Annotated in this window: 14 protein-coding genes; 6 read left to right on the forward strand and 8 right to left on the reverse strand. The window is 66.3% G+C overall.

Annotation, left to right across the window (positions count from 1 at the left end; genetic code table 11):
* Positions 1–279 precede the first annotated feature (279 nt).
* The 3 genes from ACWPN3_RS08245 (at position 280) to ACWPN3_RS08255 (ending at position 5,326) form a co-directional block, all read left to right on the forward strand.
* On the forward strand, positions 280–1,356 hold the full coding sequence (locus tag ACWPN3_RS08245; protein ID WP_492261230.1) for a hypothetical protein: 1,077 nt from the start codon (positions 280–282) through the stop codon (positions 1,354–1,356).
* A gap of 478 nt (positions 1,357–1,834) precedes the next feature.
* Positions 1,835–2,572: a glycosyltransferase family 4 protein gene (locus tag ACWPN3_RS08250; protein WP_492261251.1), complete on the forward strand. Its 738-nt coding sequence runs from the start codon at positions 1,835–1,837 to the stop codon at positions 2,570–2,572.
* Between the two features lie 114 nt (positions 2,573–2,686).
* On the forward strand, positions 2,687–5,326 hold the full coding sequence (locus ACWPN3_RS08255; RefSeq protein WP_492243576.1) for a glycosyltransferase family 2 protein: 2,640 nt from the start codon (positions 2,687–2,689) through the stop codon (positions 5,324–5,326).
* Positions 5,327–5,588: 262 nt separating this feature from the next.
* Here the strand turns inward: ACWPN3_RS08255 and ACWPN3_RS08260 are convergent, their stop codons facing one another.
* Positions 5,589–7,160, reverse strand: coding sequence for an asparagine synthetase B family protein (locus ACWPN3_RS08260; protein WP_492243575.1), 1,572 nt, complete (start codon positions 7,158–7,160; stop codon positions 5,589–5,591).
* A gap of 415 nt (positions 7,161–7,575) precedes the next feature.
* On the opposite strand from ACWPN3_RS08260, the gene ACWPN3_RS08265 reads away from it, so the two are divergent.
* On the forward strand, positions 7,576–8,697 hold the full coding sequence (locus ACWPN3_RS08265) for a class I SAM-dependent methyltransferase (protein ID WP_492261231.1): 1,122 nt from the start codon (positions 7,576–7,578) through the stop codon (positions 8,695–8,697).
* Positions 8,698–8,714: 17 nt separating this feature from the next.
* Here ACWPN3_RS08265 and ACWPN3_RS08270 read toward each other — a convergent pair whose 3' ends face one another.
* The 3 genes from ACWPN3_RS08270 to ACWPN3_RS08280 are packed head-to-tail and all read right to left on the reverse strand — an operon-like array spanning position 8,715 to position 10,198.
* The gene (locus ACWPN3_RS08270) at positions 8,715–8,975 is read right to left on the reverse strand and encodes a hypothetical protein (protein ID WP_492243573.1); all 261 of its coding nucleotides are present in this window, start codon (positions 8,973–8,975) and stop codon (positions 8,715–8,717) included.
* Positions 8,976–9,000: 25 nt separating this feature from the next.
* On the reverse strand, positions 9,001–9,885 hold the full coding sequence (locus ACWPN3_RS08275; RefSeq protein WP_492243572.1) for a hypothetical protein: 885 nt from the start codon (positions 9,883–9,885) through the stop codon (positions 9,001–9,003).
* Entirely contained in the window at positions 9,878–10,198 is a 321-nt protein-coding gene (locus ACWPN3_RS08280) for an NAD/NADP transhydrogenase alpha subunit-like protein (protein ID WP_492243571.1), read from the reverse strand. The genes ACWPN3_RS08275 and ACWPN3_RS08280 overlap by 8 nt, the downstream gene beginning before the upstream one ends.
* A gap of 249 nt (positions 10,199–10,447) precedes the next feature.
* Here ACWPN3_RS08280 and ACWPN3_RS08285 point away from each other — a divergent pair, with 249 nt between their 5' ends.
* Both ACWPN3_RS08285 and ACWPN3_RS08290 read left to right on the forward strand, forming a co-directional pair.
* On the forward strand, positions 10,448–11,824 hold the full coding sequence (locus ACWPN3_RS08285) for a protoporphyrinogen/coproporphyrinogen oxidase (RefSeq protein ID WP_492243570.1): 1,377 nt from the start codon (positions 10,448–10,450) through the stop codon (positions 11,822–11,824).
* 24 nt (positions 11,825–11,848) lie between these two features.
* A complete protein-coding gene (locus ACWPN3_RS08290) occupies positions 11,849–12,760 on the forward strand; it encodes an NAD-dependent epimerase/dehydratase family protein (RefSeq protein ID WP_492243569.1) in 912 nt (303 codons plus the stop codon).
* Positions 12,761–12,833: 73 nt separating this feature from the next.
* Here the strand turns inward: ACWPN3_RS08290 and ACWPN3_RS08295 are convergent, their stop codons facing one another.
* Genes ACWPN3_RS08295 through rfbH form a run of 4 tightly spaced genes read right to left on the reverse strand, consistent with a single transcriptional unit; the run spans position 12,834 to position 16,514 of the window.
* Complete coding sequence (locus ACWPN3_RS08295) at positions 12,834–13,382, reverse strand: dTDP-4-dehydrorhamnose 3,5-epimerase family protein (RefSeq protein ID WP_492243568.1); 549 nt, start codon at positions 13,380–13,382, stop codon at positions 12,834–12,836.
* On the reverse strand, positions 13,379–14,479 hold the full coding sequence (gene rfbG / locus ACWPN3_RS08300; RefSeq protein ID WP_492243672.1) for a CDP-glucose 4,6-dehydratase: 1,101 nt from the start codon (positions 14,477–14,479) through the stop codon (positions 13,379–13,381). The genes ACWPN3_RS08295 and rfbG overlap by 4 nt, the downstream gene beginning before the upstream one ends.
* On the reverse strand, positions 14,479–15,249 hold the full coding sequence (rfbF, locus tag ACWPN3_RS08305) for a glucose-1-phosphate cytidylyltransferase (protein ID WP_492243567.1): 771 nt from the start codon (positions 15,247–15,249) through the stop codon (positions 14,479–14,481). The genes rfbG and rfbF overlap by 1 nt, the downstream gene beginning before the upstream one ends.
* Entirely contained in the window at positions 15,246–16,514 is a 1,269-nt protein-coding gene (gene rfbH, locus ACWPN3_RS08310; RefSeq protein ID WP_492261232.1) for a lipopolysaccharide biosynthesis protein RfbH, read from the reverse strand. Before rfbH ends, rfbF begins: the two co-directional genes overlap by 4 nt.
* Positions 16,515–16,609 lie beyond the last annotated feature (95 nt).

A 16,609-nucleotide genomic window follows, 5' to 3' on the forward strand; every position in this document is an offset into this window, starting at 1 on the left:
CCGGTCCGCAATTTTCAATTCCAGGATGCGTAAATTCCTGTTTCATGATTGCAATATAATGCAAAAGCCCTAACCGATTGGGGTTGATTTTGATACTATACCTCTTCGGTGATATCTCTTTGCTGGTACGGCTGACCAAATGGAGCGTATTGCTTCGGGATCTAAGCTTTTCCAGAGCGCTTCGATCTCTTCCCTTGCCTTTGGGTTGAACTGCCACGCGCCCTCTTCGGTTGCACTCAGCTCCGGAGCCGGCGCGGCCGCCGCGCCGGGGGGTGTCCGATGAATGCGATCAGCCCGGTCAAGGTCGAATTCGCAAAGGTCGCCACCTACCAGGGCCGGCTCGAGTTCGTGACGACCAGCAAGATCTACGGCTGGCTGCACAACCAGAGCAATCCGGCGGAGGAATGCCTGGTCGATCTCTATGTCGATGGACGCTTTCTCGGCACCCATGCCTGCAACGAGCATCACAAGGCGCTGAGCGGACTGCCGGGACGGAACGGCTTCCTCGCTTTCAACATCCCCCTTCCCACTGGCCTTCTGTCGATCGACGGCTGCTGTGTCGACATCAAGATCCATGGCACCAGGATATCGATTCCAGGCGCCCCCGTCGTCACCGGCCTTCACCGGGCGGTGATCGACACGGCCCTGTCCGGAATGACGCCGGAACGGCAGGCCCTGTGCGCCAGTGCGCTTTGCGAGACGACGAACCAGACCAGGCGTGGACGCGACCAGATCGAGGACGCAAGGCTGGTCCGTAACGCCGAGGGGTTTGAAAGGAGCGAGCTGACGGTCGGCTCCTTCCTGGCACACCAGCTCTACCGGTTGCAGGAACAGCGGAACTTCCATCTGCGCAGCGCGGCCGACCTGACCCGCTTTCTGGTGCAGCACGCCGAGCGCTTCACGCTGGCCGACCATGCATGGTGCCCGCTGCCGGCCGATGTGACGGCTTATCTGACCTCGGGCGAAGAGGATGCCGCCGGCTTCTTCCACTCGCGCCTGCTCTCGGCCTACCGGACGGGCGAGACCGGTGCGGCCAGCGGTGACGGTGACGTGCTGTGCGACCTCGTCCACTGGATGTTCGGCAAGGCCCGCCTGCCCAAGGAATCGTTGTCCCCCCGCCATGTGGAGGATCTCGAATGCGCCGGCCCGGATCGACCGCCATGGACTGATCTCGCGCTTCTACGCCGGAATGCATGCCCGCGACCCCGAGCTGACCGCGGCCTTCGACCTGCGCGACGAGCGGGCGCTGTTCCCCCTGCTGCTGGCGATCTCGCTGTGGCTGCTGCGCTGGAACCTGGACGACCTGTTCCTGCCGCCGGAGGTGAGCGCGCTTCTGGACGCGCCGATCCATCATGACGGGCAGGCCATGTCCGGGCTTGGCTATTTCTACACCCGCCTCGGCGTGCCGGGGGCGCAGGCCCTGAGCCTGTCGTCGCTGCGCCAGCGGCAATGCGCGCCGGTGGCGCGCCACCTGCCGCGCATGCCGCAGGCGAAGGGCGTCAACCTGTTCGGCTATTTCGACGGCGGCACCGGCATCAGCCGCAATGCCCTGTTTTCCCGCGATATCCTGCAGGACGCCGGCTTCGGCGTGACGATGCCGATGATGGCGGTGCCCAACCGCCATGCCGGCGAGGAACTCTACCCGATCAACCTGATCCATTTCGGCCTGCTGGGTGCGCCGGGCGACATGATCAATCATGGACTGGCGCGCTTCGCCGGCGCGTACAACATCGGCTTCTTCCTGTGGGAAACCAGCGCGCTGCCCCGCTCGGCCCATCTGGCGTTGGACATGATGGACGAGGTCTGGACCATGTCGGCCTTCTGCGCCGACACCATGAGGCAGCATTTCTCCGGTCCCATCCGCATCGTGCCCAACTGCGTCGACGAGCGTGTCCTGAAGGTCTCCGCGGAAAAACGGCCGGAGGATCAGCCCTTCACCTTCTATTTCTGCTTCGATGCCCGCAGTTGGTACACGCGCAAGAATCCGCTCGCGGTGGTCCGCGCCTTCCGGAAAGCCTTTCCGTCCGAAAGCGGGGTGCGGCTCATCCTGCGCATCCGCTACCGCCAGACCAACCGGAGCATCGCCGATCTCGCCCACAAGCTGGACCTCGACCGTCTGGTCGGCACCGATCCGCGCATCGTCGTGCGTGACCGCGAGCTGTCATACGCCGACTCCCTGGCCGAGATGCGGTCCTGTGACGCCTATGTCTCGCTGCACCGGGCCGAAGGCTTCGGCTACACCATGGTGGAGGCGATGATGATGGGCAAGCCGGTCATTGCCTCGCGCTATTCCGCCAATCTCGACTACATGACGGACGAGACCGGCTTCCTGGTCGGCGGCTGCGAATGCTACCTCGACAGCGACGAGTATATCGGCGTCACGCCGGGCGCCCGCTGGTTCGAGCCGGATATCGATGAAGCCGCCGAGGCGATGCGGCGGGTGAAGGAGAACCGGAGCGAAACCAAACGGCGGGCCGCCGCCGGGGCCGCCTCCGTCCGCGGCCGCTTCGCCCGGCCCGTCCTGCAGGAGCTTTATGCCAGCCGCCTCTCCACGATCCTGCAAACCATCTGAGCCGGTTTCTGGTAAGCAGGGGCCGGATGGAAGGTCCGCATCCTTCCCGCCCGGCGTTGACGTGAAGGGCGTCGGCATGAAGGCGGATCGGCGGAGCAAGACAGGGATATGGGAATGGACAGCGGCCTGAACACGGCTGGAAACAAGCCGCTCCCGGCGCAGGGCCCGGACGCCTCTGCGCAAACCAGCCTCGAGGACGCCTTCAACGGCTACCGCCTGTTCCTTGGCCGCCACCCGAACAGCGTTCAGGAAATCACGGCCGCCACCGGCTGCACGCCGGCCGAGTTCCTCGGCGGCTATCTGCTGCACAAGGAGTTTCTCAACGGCATCATCGCCGGGCTGGCCGGCGATGCCGTTCTGCCGCATGTCGCCCTGGCCCCGGCTCCGGACGATGCCCTGGCACGCTGGGCGCTGGACCGCCTGCCCCTGTCGGAAAGCTCCCGGGAGTCGATCGCCACCAGCCGCTCCTGGCGCTTCTGGCTGCTGACGATCCTGCGCGACGACGGCTTCCGCGGCGGGCTGCCGGCTGCCGTCGCCGATTGGCTGGCACGTTCCGGCGTGCAAGGGCGGCTGGCCGCCGTCGAACTCGCCCCGACCCGCCGCCTGATCGGGGAAGCGTCGCACAACGGAACCGGCGGCGTTTCCGGCTGGTGCGCCAATGCCAGCGACTTTTCGGAGCGCGTGGTGCTGGAACTGCATCTCGGCGACCGCTTCATCGGCGCGGTGCGGTGCGAGCACTTCATTCCGGGTCTGGGCGAGCGCGTCGGCGGCGGCGGCACCTACGGCTTCCTCTTCGATATCCCGACGGCCCATGCCGACCTCGTCGCCCGGGGGACGATGCTGCGGCTGCGCGACGCCCATTCCAAGGCGCCTTTCGGGTCGGACATCTACGTCAAGGCGAACCTGCCGGCGGCCCTCGACGATCTCGGCCGGGTGCTGGCCGCCATCCAGTCGATGAAGGAGATGCTCGCCAGCATCGAGCAGCAGATCCCGCATGTCCTGCGTGCCGTCAGTCCACCGCTGTCGGCCTATGGCGCCCTGAAGGCGCAAGGGCTGCTCGCCTGCCATCGCCTGCTGGACGGTGAGGCCGCCGCAGCGGCCGACCTCACCGTCAACGTGATCCTGCTGGAGACGGCGCTCGAGCCGGCACCGCTGCGCAGCCTGCTCGCCTCGCTGGACGACCAGACGCACCGCCGTTGGACATTGACCGTGCTTGCCGCCGATGGCCTCGGCCAAAACAACCTGGGCAGCGAGGCCGGGGCGCTGATCCGTCCGCTGGAGGCCGACGGCCGGGCGGTGGTCGCGGCGCCGGCCACGCTGCCGCGCCTGCTGGCCGGCCACCCTGCCCTGGCCGGTGCCGCCGCCCATCTGGTGGTCGGCAGCGCCGGTCCGCTGCGGTCCGACGCCCTTGCCGCCTTTCTTGCCGCCCTGGAACCGGCATCGGACAATCCGGCCGCCGTCGCCTACAGCGACCACGACGTCCTGACCGATGCCCGCAACGGCAAGCCGGCGCAGGTGCTGCCGGTGTTCAAGCCCGGCTTCGATCCGGCGATGCTGCTGTCCTACGACTATGCCGGCCCGATCGTCCTGGTGACGCCGGACGCTCTGTTGCGGTCATTCGCCATTGCCGACGGAACGCCGCCGTCGGGGCTGCACGACCTGATGCTGCGCTTGAGCGACTGCGTGCCGGCCGAGGCGATCCGGCACGTTCCGTCCGTGCTCTACAGCCTGGACCAGACGGCCGACCTGCGCGGCCCCGGCGGCTTGCCGCGGCTGCTGACCGGCGACCCGCGGGCGGTCGAGGCATGGGCCGCACGCCGTGGGCTGGCGGCCGAGGTGCGGCAGACGCGTGTGGTCAGCGAAACCGGGGAGGCCGGCCAGACGCTGGTCGAGCCTTGCGACATCGTGCCCCGCCGACCCAACCTGCCTTCGGTCACCGTCATCGTCCCGACCAGGAACGCCCCGGTCCTGCTGCGCAACTGCCTGGACTCGCTCCTGCGGACGCGCACGGCCTATGCGGGGACGATGCAGATCCTGGTGATCGACCACCAGAACGAGGATCCCGACAGCGTCGCCCTGATCGCCGCCATGAAGGCTCAGCGCGGCGTCGACGTCATGCCGTATCGCGGCGCCTTCAACTGGGCGATGATGAACAATCTGGCCGCGGCGCAGGCCGGCGGCGACGTGCTGGTCTTCCTCAACGACGACACCATCACCACCGACACCGGATGGCTGGCCCGTGCGGTCGCGACGCTGGAACTGCCCGACGTCGCGGTGGTGGGGGGCCGCCTGCTCTATGGCGACGGCAGCATCCAGCATGCCGGCGTGATCACCAGCCACCAGCAGGGGGCGGTGCATGACGGGCGCGGAATGCCCGGCAACGAGGGCGGCTATCTCGGCCGCAACCTCGTTCTGCGGTCCGCCGCCGCCGTGACCGGCGCCTGCATGGTGACCCGGCGCTCCGTTTTCGAGAGCGTGAAGGGATTCGACCCGTCCTGGCCGGTCGAGTGGAACGACATCGTCTATTGCATGGCGGTGCGGCGTGAGGGACGGCGGGTGGTCTACGACCCCGCGGTCTGCCTGTACCACCTGGAATCCAAGACCCGCGGCTACCTGTCCGGTCAGGCCGGCCTCGACACCCATCGGAACGACGTGAAGAGAATCCTGGCGGCATGGGGAGAGGCGCTCGACGACCCCTTCTACAGCCCGGCTTTCAACCGGCTGGACACCCCCTTCGCAAGGATCGCCCTGTAAAGGAAAAGGCGTGAAGGGATCGGATCCCGGGACGGGGATCAGCCTTCCGACCCATCTATCGGCCTGGTCTCCGCCGCCTGCTTTTCCGAATTCGGCGTGCAGGTCACCTGCGCCGGCAAGGACGCCGACAAGGACGCCGACAAGGACGCCGGCAAGATCGAGCGGCTGAGGAACGGCGAGATTCCGATGCTGAAGCGGCCGGTGATGATCGATCTGCACAACATCCACACCCCCGAGGACCCGGGGCGGTTCCGCTTCGGCTCTATGCCGAAGCGGACCAGGTGGCGAGAAGGAACAGCCGCCAGACCAGCAGCGGATCGGGTGTCCCGTCATAATGGGCGGCGATCCGCCGCTCCGCGGCATCCAGATCGAGAAGGCCGGCGAGCGAGCCGCCACGGGCGGTGGCCAGACGGTCGAGAACACGGTCGCGCTGACCGTCGAGCAGGATGTCGGGCGTCACCAGTTCCGCACCCGGCTCCCGCTGTCCCATCGCATCGGCGAGCGGTGCCGGCACTTCGGCCAGCAGCCGGCGCCGCACCGGCATGCCATCGGCGCGGGCCTGGCGACGCAGCGCTTCCGCCCAGCCGGCCAGTTCGCCGCCGCCGAGGAAAGGCACGTCCAGCTCCCAACCGCGTTCCCCCAGCACACTGGCCAGCAGCGGAACCGTCCCTCCGGCAAGACGGGTGGTTTCATCCGCAGCCGGCAGCGGACCCGTCGGGTCCCAGCCGCGCATCGACAGGCCGGTCCGGTGCAGGGTTCCGACGACGTCAGCTCCGCGCACCAGCCCGGCGCAGGCACCGGCGTCGAGCATCGCCCCGGCGGTCATCCCGACGGTCGCTTCACCGAACAGGGCACGGCCGCCGATTCCCGCCAGGATACGGCCGGGCCCATCGCCCAGATGCCCAATCCCGGCGCACAGCAGGAAAAGCAGAAGATCGTCGACCGGCAGCCCATGGCCGGCCAGCCGGCCATCCACCGCATCGAAAACAGCTTCGGGCGACAGTTCGCAGGTTTCCAGCTTCAGGCCGAACCGGTCGGCGATGGCACCGGCGAGGGGAAACTCGTTCAATCCGGGGAAACCGAAGGCCCAGGCGACCGGCGGCGCCCCATCTCCCGCGGCGGCCTTGCCCAGCGCCGCCGCCAGGATGCCGGCGTGCAGCCCGCCGCTCAGCAGCAGAACCTTGCGGCCCGGTCCGAAGCCGGAAACGCCGGCGAGCCGGTCCAGAAGGCTTCCGCCTCCCGTTCCTGCCGGAGCATCGGAGAGCCAGAGGGACAGAACCCCGCCCTGGCAGCGCAAGGTCATCCCCGGATCGAGGCGCCGCACCCCGTCGTCCGGACGGCTCCGGTCCAGACCGGGAGCGGCGATGCCGGCGAGCAGGAATTGCAGGGCCGCATCGGGAGACAGCGGACATCCATCCATGTCCGACAGCAGCCGTGCCTCGGACGCGAACACGATGTCGGCGCCATTCATCCTGACGAACAGGGGCCGGGTGCCCGCCAAGCCGTGCGACACGATGCAGAGGTCGCGGTCTTCATCCCACAGGCAAAACAGATGATCGCCCGCCAGCCCGGCCAGGGCAGCCTCGCCCCCGGTGCGGTACCGCTCAAGCAGCCGCTCGCCCAGGTGCGACGCGCCGCCGGACGCCTGCCCGATGTTCGTGGCCGGACGGCCGCCGAGCAGCACGAGACCGCATCGTCCGTCGCCGGTGGCGAAGGGCTGGAACGGTTCGTCCGGTCCAGCGGGCTGCGCGACGGCAACGCTGATCCGCGGCCCCACCTCGAAACCGAAGCGCAGCAGTCCCCGTGCTTCCGCCTTGGCTGCGGCCCTGGACACAATCGACCGCGCCGCCTTGTCCACTGAAGGAGAGGTGTGGAGGCATCCTGCGATGAAGCTCATGGAGTCCGGACCTGGTCTTGATGATGGTACTGTCTGGCTTGCAAGGCGTCATCGGGCCGCCTGACAATGCAGATTGAACATTTGCACGCCGAAAGCAACTTCGACAAGCCATTCGCGCCCGCCTCACAAGCCGGCCGCATCCACACGCTGCGGTATCATGCCACGCCATTGGCGCTTCCATTGAGACGATGCCGGGATGGTTCATTCACTTCGCAGAACTGCCGTGGAAGGCATCCGTTCGCATGCATGGGCTGCAATCAAAGAAAGCCATATCTTTTGTCATGGCAATTCATTGACTTTCCGGCAGAGCTATTCAATAGCTAGTGCAGATTAATCAGAGTTAAGGGCTGCCATGTTCGGCGGTGACGAGCAGATTTCCATTCCCGTCATACTGTCTCCGCCTTTCCGGAAGGAAAGCGGAGCCGCATGGACGGTTCAGATAGACTTAGGTCTTTTTCCGCTGACCGACGATGTCGGCTTCGTCACCCGTTCGATCCTGGCCTTGCGGGAGGGTGACCGCCTGCTCGGTCCCGGCCATGCCTCGCATGACGAAATCCGGACCAAGGGCAACGGACGCTATTCGCATTGGCGAGACGTCCTGTATTTCTCCACGAGCGACAACAGCGACCCGAACACCAACGGGCGCGTCTATACGGTCGAGCCGTCGGAGACCGTTTATTTTTCAGAGCGCGTGAACTACGCCCTCAGCATCGTCGAGTTCTATGCGACGCATGTGCAGGGCGGACTGAACGGTTTCCGCGACCGCCTGGTTCTGGAGATCGGCCCCGGTCCGGACATGGGCAGCGTTCTGGCGATGGCATGCCTGGGCGCGCGGGTTTGCGTGGTGGACCGCTATCTGGCCAGTTGGCGGGCGGGATGGCACGACAAGTATCTGCCGGTCCTGATCGAGGAGATGCGCAAGCGCGGCTGGCCGGTCGATCCGCAACCGGTCGAGCGATCGCTGGCGGCCCAGGCGTTCGATCCCGAACTGATCCGGCCGGTGCCGCTCTCGCTGGAGGATGTGACGGCCGCCGATCTCGGAACGGGGGGCGAACTGGCGGACCTGACGGTCTCCCACGCCGCGTTCGAGCATTTCTATGCGATGAAGCCGGCGCTGCTTTCGCTGGCCCGCTGCATGAAGCCGGGGGGGCGGGGTGTGCATCGGGTCGATTTCCGCGACCACCGCAATTTCGCCCGCCCGCTGGAATTCCTTCTGCTCAGCCAGGACGGCTACGACGAGTTGAGCGGGGATGCCAAGTACCAGCATGGCAACCGGATGCGGCCGAACGTCATGGAGGCCCTCTTCCGCACCATCGACTTCGCCACGGTCGATTTCCTGCCGGAAGCCACCGTCGATCAGGACTATTTCGCCGAATTCCTGCCGCGTCTCCGTGCTGCGACGGACAGCCCCTTCCGGGACATCGACCCGGCCCTGCTGTCCACCCTGGGCGGAATCTTCCTGATCGTCCGGTAGGCTTCCCCTGCCGGGGATCAGAGCGGCTGACCGCCGCCGTCCACCGGCTCCGGCACCGCGCCGGCAAAGGCGGCGATCTGCTCCTGCGTCAGGACGGTGGCCAGGGGGAAGCCGTTCGCCCCGGCAATCGCCACCGGTTCCGCCGGCCCGATGAACTCGCCGATCACCGTCCCGGCTTCATCGGTGGTGATATAGCGGAACTGGGCATGGGCACCGGCCAGATTGCCCTGCTGGTCCCAGCGCACCAGGAATTCGTAAGGACGCTTCGTCGTCTGCATCGTTCTCTCCCAGTCAGCTATCGAATCAGGAAACCAGGGCGCCGTCCGGCCACCGCCAGCCGGTGCCGTCGCTGACCGCCAGCCTCTTGCTGGCAGTGCCGTTGCTGACACAGATCAGGCGCCCCACCGCGGCGGCACTCGGCAGCGTCGCCACCGTGTAGCTGCGCAGGCCGAGATGGCTGTTGGCATCGATGACGACGGTCGCGTTGGACCGGTGCGTCACCGTGCCGTCACTGCCGATGCGAAGCCGCTCCACCGGTACGGTGCCGCCGGCGGGGGTGGTCCCGAAGGCCAGCATGCCCGGCACGCTGCCCGCCGCCGGCGTGCCGTCGACCCAGCACCGGATGTCGGCGGCCGGAAGGAACGCGCTGCCGTCGTCGGCCATGAACCACACCCGGCCGCATTCGTCGTTGCTCTGGACCATGCCGCGCGTACCGACGGCGGTCCCGCGGCTTTTGGCGATGGAAAGCTGCGCGCCCCAGACGCTGGCGCCGTCCCAGCGGCAGGCGCCGATCCCGGACGACCAGGATGTCCCGTGCGCCTGGATCACCGGTGAGGACCCACCGGTTCCACCGATGCCCACCCCGGCGGTATGGCCCTGAACCAGGGCGCCGCCGCTGTCCAGGGTGGTGCGCTGCACCCCGCCGGTCGCGAAGCCCAACGTGTCGGCAGCGGGCCGGTGCAGGCCGGTGTTGGTGTCGCCGGCGAAGGTCAGGGCCGGAACGGCGGCCGATCCGGAGGCCAAGGCGACGGCACCGGTGAAGGAGGGAGAGGCCAGCGGGGCCTTGCCGTTCAGCGCCGGGGTCAGCCCGGCCACCGCCTCCATCCCATGGCCGTGGGCGGCGGGAGCGAGGCCGCTCAGATCGGGCTGCGGAGCATAGGAATATCGTCCATTCATTGCGTCACCCATAGAATCCGAGGCTGAGGAAGCCGGCCTTTTCCGAGACGAAGGAAAGCGTCGTCAGCCCGGCCACCGAACGGGCCATCGGGTTGAACTCCGGCGCCTTTCCTCCGGTGATCGACGCCGCCGGCAGGACGGCATCCCCATCGTACTGGACCCAGTAATCGGTGGTCGCCGCCATCAGAACGGCCCGGGCACCGGCCGGAACGGGTATGGTGACGGCGGTGGACGGCGCCAGCGAATGGACCTGCCGGTGCGGGGGCGGCGTCAGGATGTCGGTCTTGTGCCCATAGGCGTCGGGGATCATGACAACAGGGTTCATCGGCGGCACCTCCGGAGTCCGGGCATGAAAAAGCCCACGGCGGCGGGAACCGGCGTGGGCGCATTGCGGGTGTTGATGGACGGACAGTAAAGGAACATTTTCCTTTATGTCAAGCCTGTCAGGCAACGTCCGGTGCTGGGAGGATGGACGGCTTCGCTGATTTCCATCTGGACTATCGATATAGTCCGATCAGGGGCAGGCTGGCCCCGTTTCTCCCCTCCATCCTCACCGCTCTTGCGTGGTCCAGTCATGATCGTCGTTCTGGGAGCGGGCCTGACCGGCCTGTCGTTCAGCCACCATGCGGGCCATGACCGCTGCCTGGTGCTTGAGGAAAGCACGCGCCCCCTGGGGCTGGTACGGACCGAACAGGCGGACGGCGCCTTCTGGGACATCGGCCCCCACGTGTCCTTCACGAAACATGCCTATGTCCGCCATCTCCAGCAGGTCGGCTGCGCCGGGCGGCAGCGCAGCTTCCAGGCCCTGATCAGCAACCATTACCGGGGCAGCTGGATCTCCCATCCGGCACAGAGCCACCTCTACCAGATGGAGCCGGGCCTGCGGCAAGCCTGCCTGTCGTCGGTCCAGGCGATCCGCGCCCTGCCGGCCAAGGAGCCGGCGCATTACGGCGACTGGCTGGAGCGGGCGTTCGGCCCCGAATTCAGCCGGGTCTTCGCGGCGGCCTACACCCGCAAATACTGGACGGTCGAACCGGAAGAGATGACGGTGTCCTGGATCGGGCGCCGCATCTTCTATCCCGACCTGGAGCAGATCGAACGGGGAGCGGAAGGCCCCCTGCCCTACGACACCCACTACATCACCAGCATCCGCTATCCCCAGGCGGGCGGCTATGCCGGCTATTTCTCCCATCTGGCGGAGGGAGCGAACATCCGCTACGGCGCCCGCGTCGAGCGGATCGATCTGGAGCGGCGGGAGGTGACCACCGCCGACGGAACGGTGCATCCCTATAGCCGGCTGGTCAGCACCATCCCGCTTGACCGCTTCGTCGAGGCGACGCTGCAGGCCGGCGACGAGATACGGGTGGCGGCAAGGCGGCTGGTCCGCACCGACCTGTCGCTGGTCAATGTGCTGGTCCCCCATCCGCCCACGCGTCCAGAGAGCTGGCTGTATGTCTATGACGAGGACTGCCTGTCCACCCGCATCACCCTGACCACCAACCTGTCGCCGGAGGTCACCCCGCCCGGCAGTTGCGGCCTGCAGGTAGAGGTGTATGCCGGCCCCACCCGGCCGCTGCCGCTGGAAGGGCAGGCGCTGGTCGACCGCGTGGTGGAGGAACTGACGGCGATGGGGCTGATCGCGCCTGGCACCGGCCGGGACAGCATCCGGGCCAGGCTGGTGTCGCAGCCCTACGCCAACGTGCTGTTCGACCATGCCCGCGAAGCGGCGCTGGACAGCATCCTCGACTGGCTGTCCGGCTATGGGCTGGAGCGGGAGGAGGGCGATCTGGACCCGGTGGTCGACTGGGAGCGTGCACGCCCCCTGTCAGGCCCCCTGCTGCTCGGTGGTCGTTTTGCCCAATGGAAATATCTGTGGTCCGACGACTGCGCCTTGCGCGGCGCTCAGATGGCCGGTCTGTCGCCGGCGGCGCTCAATGCCGATTATGAGTAAAATCATTTCCAAAAGAGGCGTGCCATGACGTTAGCACCGTCCAATCAATTACGCGTTCTCCTGACAGGGGCCACCGGCTTTGTTGGACGTCATCTTGCCAGCCATTTGGCCGCGCATGGAGCACTCGTACACGCTGTGGTCCGTCCCGACAGCAACTCACATCTCCTTCCTCCCTACATCACCCAGCATATGGATGGCGAAGGTGAGGAATTAGCCGGAATTCTTGAAACAGTTCGGCCAGATATCGTCTTCCACCTTGCTTCTCTCTACATAACAGAACATAAGCCCCAGGATATTATCAGCCTTATAAATTCCAATGTATTGTTCGGCACCCGATTGATGGAAGCCATGGCCAATGTGGGCGTTCAGCGTCTCGTTAATACCGGAACCTCGTGGCAGCACTTCAATGGCGATCAATATGAGCCTGTAAACCTTTATGCCGCGACCAAGCAGGCTCTTGAATCGATTATCTCTTACTATGTTTCCGCTCGCGGATTTTCCGTAACAACGCTTAAATTATATGACACCTACGGCCCCGGAGATAGTCGCTCCAAATTGTTTCATTTACTGCGGAACGCTGTGGAAAATAAAGAAACGTTGCGCATGTCACCGGGAGAGCAACTCCTCGATATTGTTCATATCAAGGACGTGGTCGAAGCCTTTCGAATAGCCGGGACACATTTGCTGAGCAGGAAAATCGGCGCACAAGAGTGCTACACCGTATCATCGGGCCGCTGTCTGCCGTTGCGTGAAATTGTAAGCCTCTTTGAAAAAGTCATCGCGCAACCGATTTCCGTAGAGTGGGGAGCCCGCCCTTACCGAACTCGGGAGGTAATGCAGCCATGGCGCGGAGGGAATTCCGTACCGGGCTGGACACCGGCAATCCCTCTTGAGGCGGGCCTGAAAGATTTACTCCAAGTTTCAGGACTGTCTTGAACTGTACTTTCTTGGATTGAAATCGATGAGGCTTCACACAAGCAATTCGTCGCAACGATACTAGACATGTCAGTCAGCGGATATGGAAAGGACTTTCGAAAGACTCCAGCATCGGGAGATTGATGTCACGTTCGGACAGAATAGGGGCAGTGTCAGGCCAATCGATGCCGGCGCTGTCCCAGCGGATGCCGCTGTCCGCAGCCGCGGCATGGACGGTGCTGGTCTTGTAGACCAGGATGGCCGGCCCCCGCCGCACATAGAACCCATGCGCCAGTCCCGGCGGCAGATAGACGCCGTTGCCGAGGTCCGCCGACAGCTCCACCATGACGTGGCGCCCGAAGGTGGGGGAGTCCCGGCGCAGGTCGACCGCAACGTCCAGCACGGTGCCGGTCACGCAATAGACCAGCTTCACATGATCGTGCGGCGGCAGCTGGAAATGCAGGCCGCGCAGCACCCGATCCGCCGATTCCGTGAAATATTCCTCGGCGAAATCGGTGGACAGCCCGTGCCGCTCGAAGGTCGGGCGGTGCATGATCTTGCGGAAGGTCCCGCGCGGATCCCGGTGCACGGGCGGGCGGATCTCGAAGGCGCCGGGAAGGTCCAGCCTGACGGTCTCCGTCACGGGAGCACCTCTGCCTTGGCGGCGCCACGGGCCAGATAGGCGTCGATCTGGTCGCGGGTGAGGGTGCCGGCGTCGGTGCCGCCGGCCTGCGCCCGGTACCAGGCCACCGTCTGCTCCAGCGTCTCGTTCAGGTCGAGCAGCGGCTCCCACCCGAGCGACACGCGAGCCTTGGTCGCATCCAGCCGTAGGACGGTGTCCTCGTGAGGGTGGTCCGCCTGCTCGACCTCGACCCGGCCACCGCCCCACAGGGCGGCCAGCCGGGCGGCCATCCAGCCCACCGGGCGCTCCCCGCTGGGAAGCGGCGCGAAGTTCCAGGCGTCGGCATGGGTGGCGCCGTCCTGCCACAGCCGCATCGCCAGCCGGAGATAGCCCTCCAGCGGCTCCAGCACATGCTGCCAGGGGCGGATCGCGCCGGGATAGCGCAGCCGCAGCGTGTCGCCGCGGGTGAAGGCGCGGATGGCGTCGGGAACCAGCCGGTCGGGCGCCCAGTCGCCGCCGCCGATCACGTTGCCGGCACGGGCGGTGGCGATGCCGACGCCATGCTGGCCATGGCGTTCGGGCGGGAAGAAGGACTGGCGGAAGGAGGCCGTCAGGATCTCGGTGCAGGCCTTGCTGCTGCTGTAGAGATCGTTGCCGCCGAGCGGATCGTTCTCGCGGTATCCCCAGACCCAGCCGCGGTTCAAATAGCATTTGTCGGTGGTCACGACCACGACGGATCGCACCGAGGGAACGCGGCGCGCACCCTCCAGCAGGTTCAGCGTGCCCATGACGTTGGTGGCATAGGTGCCGGCCGGATCCGTGTAGGCCAGCCGGACGATCGGCTGGGCCGCCAGATGCAGGACGATTTCCGGCTGGCAATCGGCGATGGCGCGCGCGAGGGAGGAGGCGTCCAGGATGTCGCCGATGATGGAGGTCATGCCGTCGGCGACGCCGGCCAGCTCGAACAGGCTGGGGTTGGTGTGGGGCGGCAGGGAATAGCCGGTGACCTCCGCGCCCAGCCGGCGCAGCATCAGCGACAGCCATGCCCCCTTGAACCCGGTGTGGCCGGTCAGGAAGACCCGCCGGCCCCGCCAGAAACCGTGCGCCTGCGGGGTCATCACGACCAGACCTTCCAGGGGGCGCTGCCCGTCGCCCACAGCTCCTCCAGGATGCGCTTGTCGTTGATGGTGTCCATCGGCCTCCAGAAGCCTTTGTGCCGATAGGCGGCCAGCTGATCCGCGGCAGTCAGACGCTCCAGCGGCTCCTGCTCCCAGACGGTTGTGTCGCCCTCGATGTAGTCCAGGCAGCCCGGTTCCAGCACGAAGAAGCCGCCATTCACATAGGCGTTCCTGTTGTCGATCTTTTCCGAGAAGCAGGCCACCCGGTCGCCCGCCAGCTCAAGCGCGCCGAAACGGCCCGGCGGCTCCACCGCCGTCACCGTGGCCAGACGCTTCTGCTCGTGATGGAAGGCGATCTCCTTCCGGATGTCGACGTCGGCGACGCCGTCGCCATAGGTCAGGCAGAAGGTCTCGTTGTCGAGATAGGGGGCGATCCGCTTGACGCGGCCGCCCGTCATCGTCGCATCCCCGGTGTCGATCAGCGTCACGCGCCAGTCGTCGTGCGACTTGTCGTGATAGCTGATGGCTCCGTTCCCGATGTCGATCGTGAAGTCCGACAGGGTGCTGCGCATTTCCAGGAAGAACTGCTTGATGACCTCGCCCTTGTAGCCGAGGCAGATCACGAAGTCGTTGATGCCGTGATGGCTGTAGAGCTTCATGATGTGCCAGAGGATCGGCATGCGGCCGATGCGGACCATCGGCTTGGGAAGGCGGTCCGTCTCCTCGCTGAGACGCGATCCAAGCCCGCCGGCAAGAATGACCGCCTTCATCGCAGTTCCTCCGCAACGATGCTCTTGAGGGTGTCGAGAACATAGGACAGGTGCCGCTCGGTCAGGCCCGGCCAGACGCCCAGCCAGAAGGAGCGGCGCATGATGGTGTCGGTGTTCGTGAGATCGCCGGCAGTGCGATAGTCCACGCCGCGGAAGGCCGGCTGGCAGGTCAGGTTGCCGCCGAACAGCAGGCGGGTGCCGATCCTGCGCTCTTCCAGCCGGCGGACCAGGACGCCGCGGTCCAGGGCCACGCCGTCGCGCACCGTCAGCAGGAAGCCGAACCAGCTCGGCTCCGCCCCCGGGATGGCCTCGGGCAGCACGAAATGGCGGTCGAGCCCCAGGGCGGTCATGCCGTCGCGCAGGAAGCGGAAATTCTCCCGCCGGCGGACGACGAAGCCGTCGAGCTTGTCCAGCTGGCTCAACCCGATGGCGGCCTGCATGTCCGTCATCTTCACGTTGTAGCCGAGATGGGAGTAGACGTATTTGTGATCGTAGCCCGGCGGCAGCCCGTCGAAGGTCCAGTCGAACCGGCGGCCGCAGGTGTTGTCGCGGCCCGGCGGGCACCAGCAGTCGCGCCCCCAGTCGCGGAAGGAGTTCACCAGCCGCTCGTAGGCCTTGCGGTTGCTGAAGACGGCGCCGCCCTCGCCCGTGGTGATGTGGTGGGCCGGATAGAAGCTGACGGTGGCCAGCGTTCCGAAGGTGCCGACCCCCTGGCCGTTCAGCGTGGCGCCGAAGGCGTCGCAGCAATCCTCCACCAGGAACAGGTTGTGGCGTTCGGCGATGTCGGCGAGCGCCGCGGCGTCGAACGGATTGCCCAGCGTGTGGGCGACGACGATCGCCCGCGTCCTGTCGGTCAGCGCCGCCTCGACCCGGTCGGGGGTGATGTTGGCGGTGGCAAGATCGACGTCGACGAAGACCGGCACGCAGCCGTTCTGGACGATCGGGGCGACGGTGGTGGGGAAACCGGCCGCCACGGTGATCACCTCGCTGCCCGGCGCCAGCCGCCGCTCCCCCAGCGACGGGGAGGTGAGGGCGCTCACCGCCACCAGATTGGAGGCGGAGCCGGAACAGGTGAGGCTGGCGTACCTGACCCCGAAACGCTCGGCCAACCGCTTGCGGAAACCGTCGGCGAAGCGCCCTTCGGTCAGCCACATGTCCAGGGACGCGTCGATCAGATGCCGCAGATCGTCACCGTCCACCACCTTGCCGGTGACGGGCACATAGCTCTCCCCGGAACGAAGGCGGGCTTTGCCTGGTCTTCCCACCAGCGTCCCGCGGCGTCGAGGAGATCCTGTCTATCCATGCGGCATTCCTTGCCTGAAAAAATGAGCCGGACGGCGGCTGTGATTGTGCGTCGCGT

This window comes from Azospirillum sp. UENF 111221 (assembly GCF_058780625.1).